This window comes from Acidocella aminolytica 101 = DSM 11237 (genome assembly GCF_900129125.1).
Classification (GTDB): Bacteria; Pseudomonadota; Alphaproteobacteria; order Acetobacterales; family Acetobacteraceae; genus Acidocella; species Acidocella aminolytica.
On record NZ_FQVJ01000081.1, the window covers coordinates 1 to 3552 of the forward strand.

Below are 3552 nucleotides of genomic sequence, written 5' to 3' on the forward strand. Positions count from 1 at the left end.
TATCTGCCCGCCGGGCGGCGTGAGGGGCGTTATTGGCTGGTGGGAGACGTTCATAACACGCCGGGGCGGTCCTTGTTTGTCCGCCTGACCGGCGGTGGCACGGGCAAGGGCGCAGCGGGGCGCTGGCAGGAATATGTTGCTTAGCGTATTATGTTGCGGAGTGCCCGTCATTGGTAGCCGGCCCGCCAACTGGCTAACCGGCAGTCAACATAATTTCCCAACGGCGCCAGATCGGCATGATTGCGTCTCCACCATCAAGGAGACACGACCATGTTTGAAGAACTCTTTGTCATTCCGGCATTCGTCAAAAAATATCAGACGGCGCCGCTCGCCGAGCAGCGAGCCCATTATCTGCGATGTCTCCAAAGGCTCGGGGCTCGCCGGAGCACCTTGCGCAGGGCTGCCAATGCTCAACTGAGCCTGATCCGGCTGTTGGATCTGCAGGAAGGCAGCACGGTGACCGTTCTGCAAGTCGAGGCTGCAGCCGCAATCTGGGCACGGCCGAAGGAACGTAGATGTAAGCGGGCGGCCTCGCTCAAAGTGTACGAGCGGTTCGTAAGCTTCGGGATACAGTGGCTCCGTTTCCTGGGATGGCTCGATGAACCCGTGACCTCCTGCCACCCGCACCATGCCGAAGCTACCATTTTTGAAGGGTGGCTGCGCGCAGAACGCGGTTTGTCCGAGGCAACAATTCAAAGCTACCGCCGGGCCGCCGATCATTTCTTTATCTGGCTGGCGGAGCGCGGCATCACGCTGAGCATCCTTCGGATGGTGGACGTAGATGCCGCCATTATGGCGGAGCGCAAACGCGGATGTTGGAGCCGCCGGACGATACATGATTACGCCCAGCGTCTGAAGGCATTCTTTATATTTGCCGAAGCGCGCGGCTGGTGTCGGTCGGGATTAGCCGCGGGCATCATGGTACCGGGGTTCATGGCCGATGAGACGATACCGAAGGGTTTGCCGCGCGAGGATGTCTTGCGTCTGCTGGCTTCGGTCCAGGGCGACCGTCCGGTCGACAAACGCGACCGCGCGGTTCTGATGCTGTTTATCGCTTACGGACTGAGGGCGGGAGAAGTCGCCGGCCTGCAACTGGACGATCTGGATTGGGAGAATGAGCGGCTCCGTGTGCGCTGCCCGAAGCCTGGCCGGACCCATTTGTGGCCGCTGACGCAAAGCGTCGGCCAGGCCATTCTGAGCTACGTGCGGAATGCCCGGCCAACCGGCTTCGGGCGCAGCCTCTTCTTCACATCATGTGCGCCGATACGGCCGCTCGACAGAAAATCCCTGAGCGGGATCGTCGCCAGTCGCCTCGCAAATATTGGCATTATCGCCGGGCGGCGAGGCCCCCATGCGCTGCGGCACGCCGCAGCCCAGCATCTCCTAGACCAGGGCATATCGATGAAGGTAATCGGGGATTTTCTGGGGCACCGGGATCCATCCTCCACGGCAATTTACGCCAAGGTCAACCTCGCTGCGCTACGCGAGGTGGCGGCTCTCGATTTGGAGGGGTTGGCATGACACTGCGAGAAGCCATCGAACAATACATTGCCCTCCGGCAGGCGCATGGTGCGAAGTTCATCGGCAGCGCAAGCATCCTGCGTCGCTTTCTGAGATATGCCGACGGCGATGCCGCATGCGATGCCGTCACCACGGCGCATATCCTTTCTTTTTTAACTGGCAATGGGCAGCTGACGCGGCTGCGTGAGAACAAATATCACGCGCTGGCCGGATTTTGGCGTCATGCGATCGGCCGCGGCCATGCAAGCGCCTCACCAATGCCGGACAACGAGCCGAGGCCGCCAACCCGGACGCCGCCGCATATTTATGCGCGTGACGAACTGCGGAGGCTGTTCGACCGCGACACCATAGAAGCCAGCCGCGCGGGTGCAGTGCAGCTGGATGCCGATACATTCCGGATGCTTTTGCTGCTGTTGTATGGCGCCGGGTTGCGCGCCGGCGAAGCGATGAGTCTCACGCTGGCGGATGTCGAACTGCCAGCAGCCGTCCTGACAATACGTGCCACCAAGTTTTATAAAAGCCGGCTGGTTCCGCTCGGACCACACCTGGCGTCAATATTGGCGGATTATATGTCTCTGCGCCGCCCTGGCGTGGCAGCGTCAGATGAGGAATCCTTCCTGCTCGCAAATCGGGACGGAACGCGGCTTGCAAGCAGCACCGTTCAGGCGGCATTCGATGCCTTACGGCGCATCACCGGTGTCCATGGCAGAGCGGGTGGCCGGCTGTTCCCCAGGCTGCATGATTTCCGGCACAGTTTCGCGGTCCACAGCCTCACAGCATGGTATCGACAGGGCGCGGATGTGCAGAGATTGCTGCCCGTACTGTCCACCTATCTCGGCCATGCCGATCTAGAAGGCACCAAAATCTACCTGACGATGACGCCGGAGCTGCTGCAGCAGGCATCATTGCGATTTGCATGCTATGCGCATGGAGGCCAGGATGCATGATCTCGTAACCCTCGGCCCATGGCTGCGGCGCTTCCTGTCCGAACATATCGTCACCGAGCGCAACCTGGCGCGGAACACGCGCTCCAGCTATCGGGATACATTCTCTTTGCTGCTGCCGTTCATCAGCCGCAAATTGCGCAAGCCCGTGGACCGGCTGGCTGTGCGCGATCTCTCAACCCAGCATGTGCTGCAGTTCCTGGCACATCTGGAGGAGGACCGGGGATGTTCCGCCCGGACCCGTAACCAGCGCCTTGCCGCCATCAGGGCGTTTGCCCGTTTCATCGGCAGCCGGGACCCAGCCCATATCGAATGGTGCGGCCATATCCGGGCCATCGCATCCAAAAAATCCATGCAGCAGCCGGTCGGCTGGTTGGCTAGGCCAGAAATGGAGGCCATGCTCGCCGTGCCTGACCGGAAGACGCCGAGGGGGCGTGACGAATATGCGCTGCTGCTCTTTCTTTACAATACCGGGGCGCGCGTCTCCGAGGCCACGCAATTGAAGGTGCGTGATCTACAGCTTGAGCACGGCAACAGGGGGCATGATCTGGTCACCTTGCATGGAAAAGGTGGCAAGACACGCCAGTGCCCGCTTTGGCCGGAGACAAAAGCCGTGCTGGCCCAACGAGTGCTCGGCCGCGCGGCCGAAAATGCGGTCTTCGTGAGCAGGCTTGGAACGCCTTTCACGCGCTTTGGCGTCTATCGGCTGATCGAACGTTGTGCCGCCCGGGTGCCGGCGTTAGCTGGTAGAACGATAACCCCGCATGTGATCCGGCATACGACAGCCTGCCACCTCGTCCTTGCCGGCGTCGACATCAATACCGTCCGCGCCTGGCTCGGCCATGTCTCGATCAGCACCACCAATATCTATGCAGAGATCGACATAACACTCAAAGCCCAAGCTGTGGCACTCTGCGAGGTGGGGCAGCCTCAACTCGGCCGGTCATGGAAAAACGATAAAGACCTCATGGCCTTCCTCAAATCCTTGTGACGCAGGAGATTATGTTGCGGCGATCTGAGGTCATGTCAGGCCAAAAGGCATGGTCCGGAATTCCGCAACATAACACGCTAAGCAACATATTCTTGC

The 3552-nt window shown here is 60.5% G+C and carries 3 protein-coding genes and 1 pseudogene; all 4 read left to right on the plus strand.

Annotated features, from left to right (window positions below; genetic code table 11):
• Positions 1 to 132: pseudogene (locus tag BUB54_RS21705) on the plus strand (DNA primase); the annotation flags it as partial.
• Positions 133 to 270: 138 nt separating this feature from the next.
• Complete coding sequence (locus BUB54_RS19560; protein WP_048877477.1) at positions 271 to 1521, plus strand: tyrosine-type recombinase/integrase; 1251 nt, start codon at positions 271 to 273, stop codon at positions 1519 to 1521.
• The gene (locus BUB54_RS19565) at positions 1518 to 2468 is read left to right on the plus strand and encodes a tyrosine-type recombinase/integrase (RefSeq protein WP_008495807.1); all 951 of its coding nucleotides are present in this window, start codon (positions 1518 to 1520) and stop codon (positions 2466 to 2468) included. Before BUB54_RS19560 ends, BUB54_RS19565 begins: the two co-directional genes overlap by 4 nt.
• A complete protein-coding gene (locus BUB54_RS19570) occupies positions 2461 to 3456 on the plus strand; it encodes a tyrosine-type recombinase/integrase (protein ID WP_039885781.1) in 996 nt (331 codons plus the stop codon). Before BUB54_RS19565 ends, BUB54_RS19570 begins: the two co-directional genes overlap by 8 nt.
• The last annotated feature ends 96 nt before the right edge of the window (positions 3457 to 3552 follow it).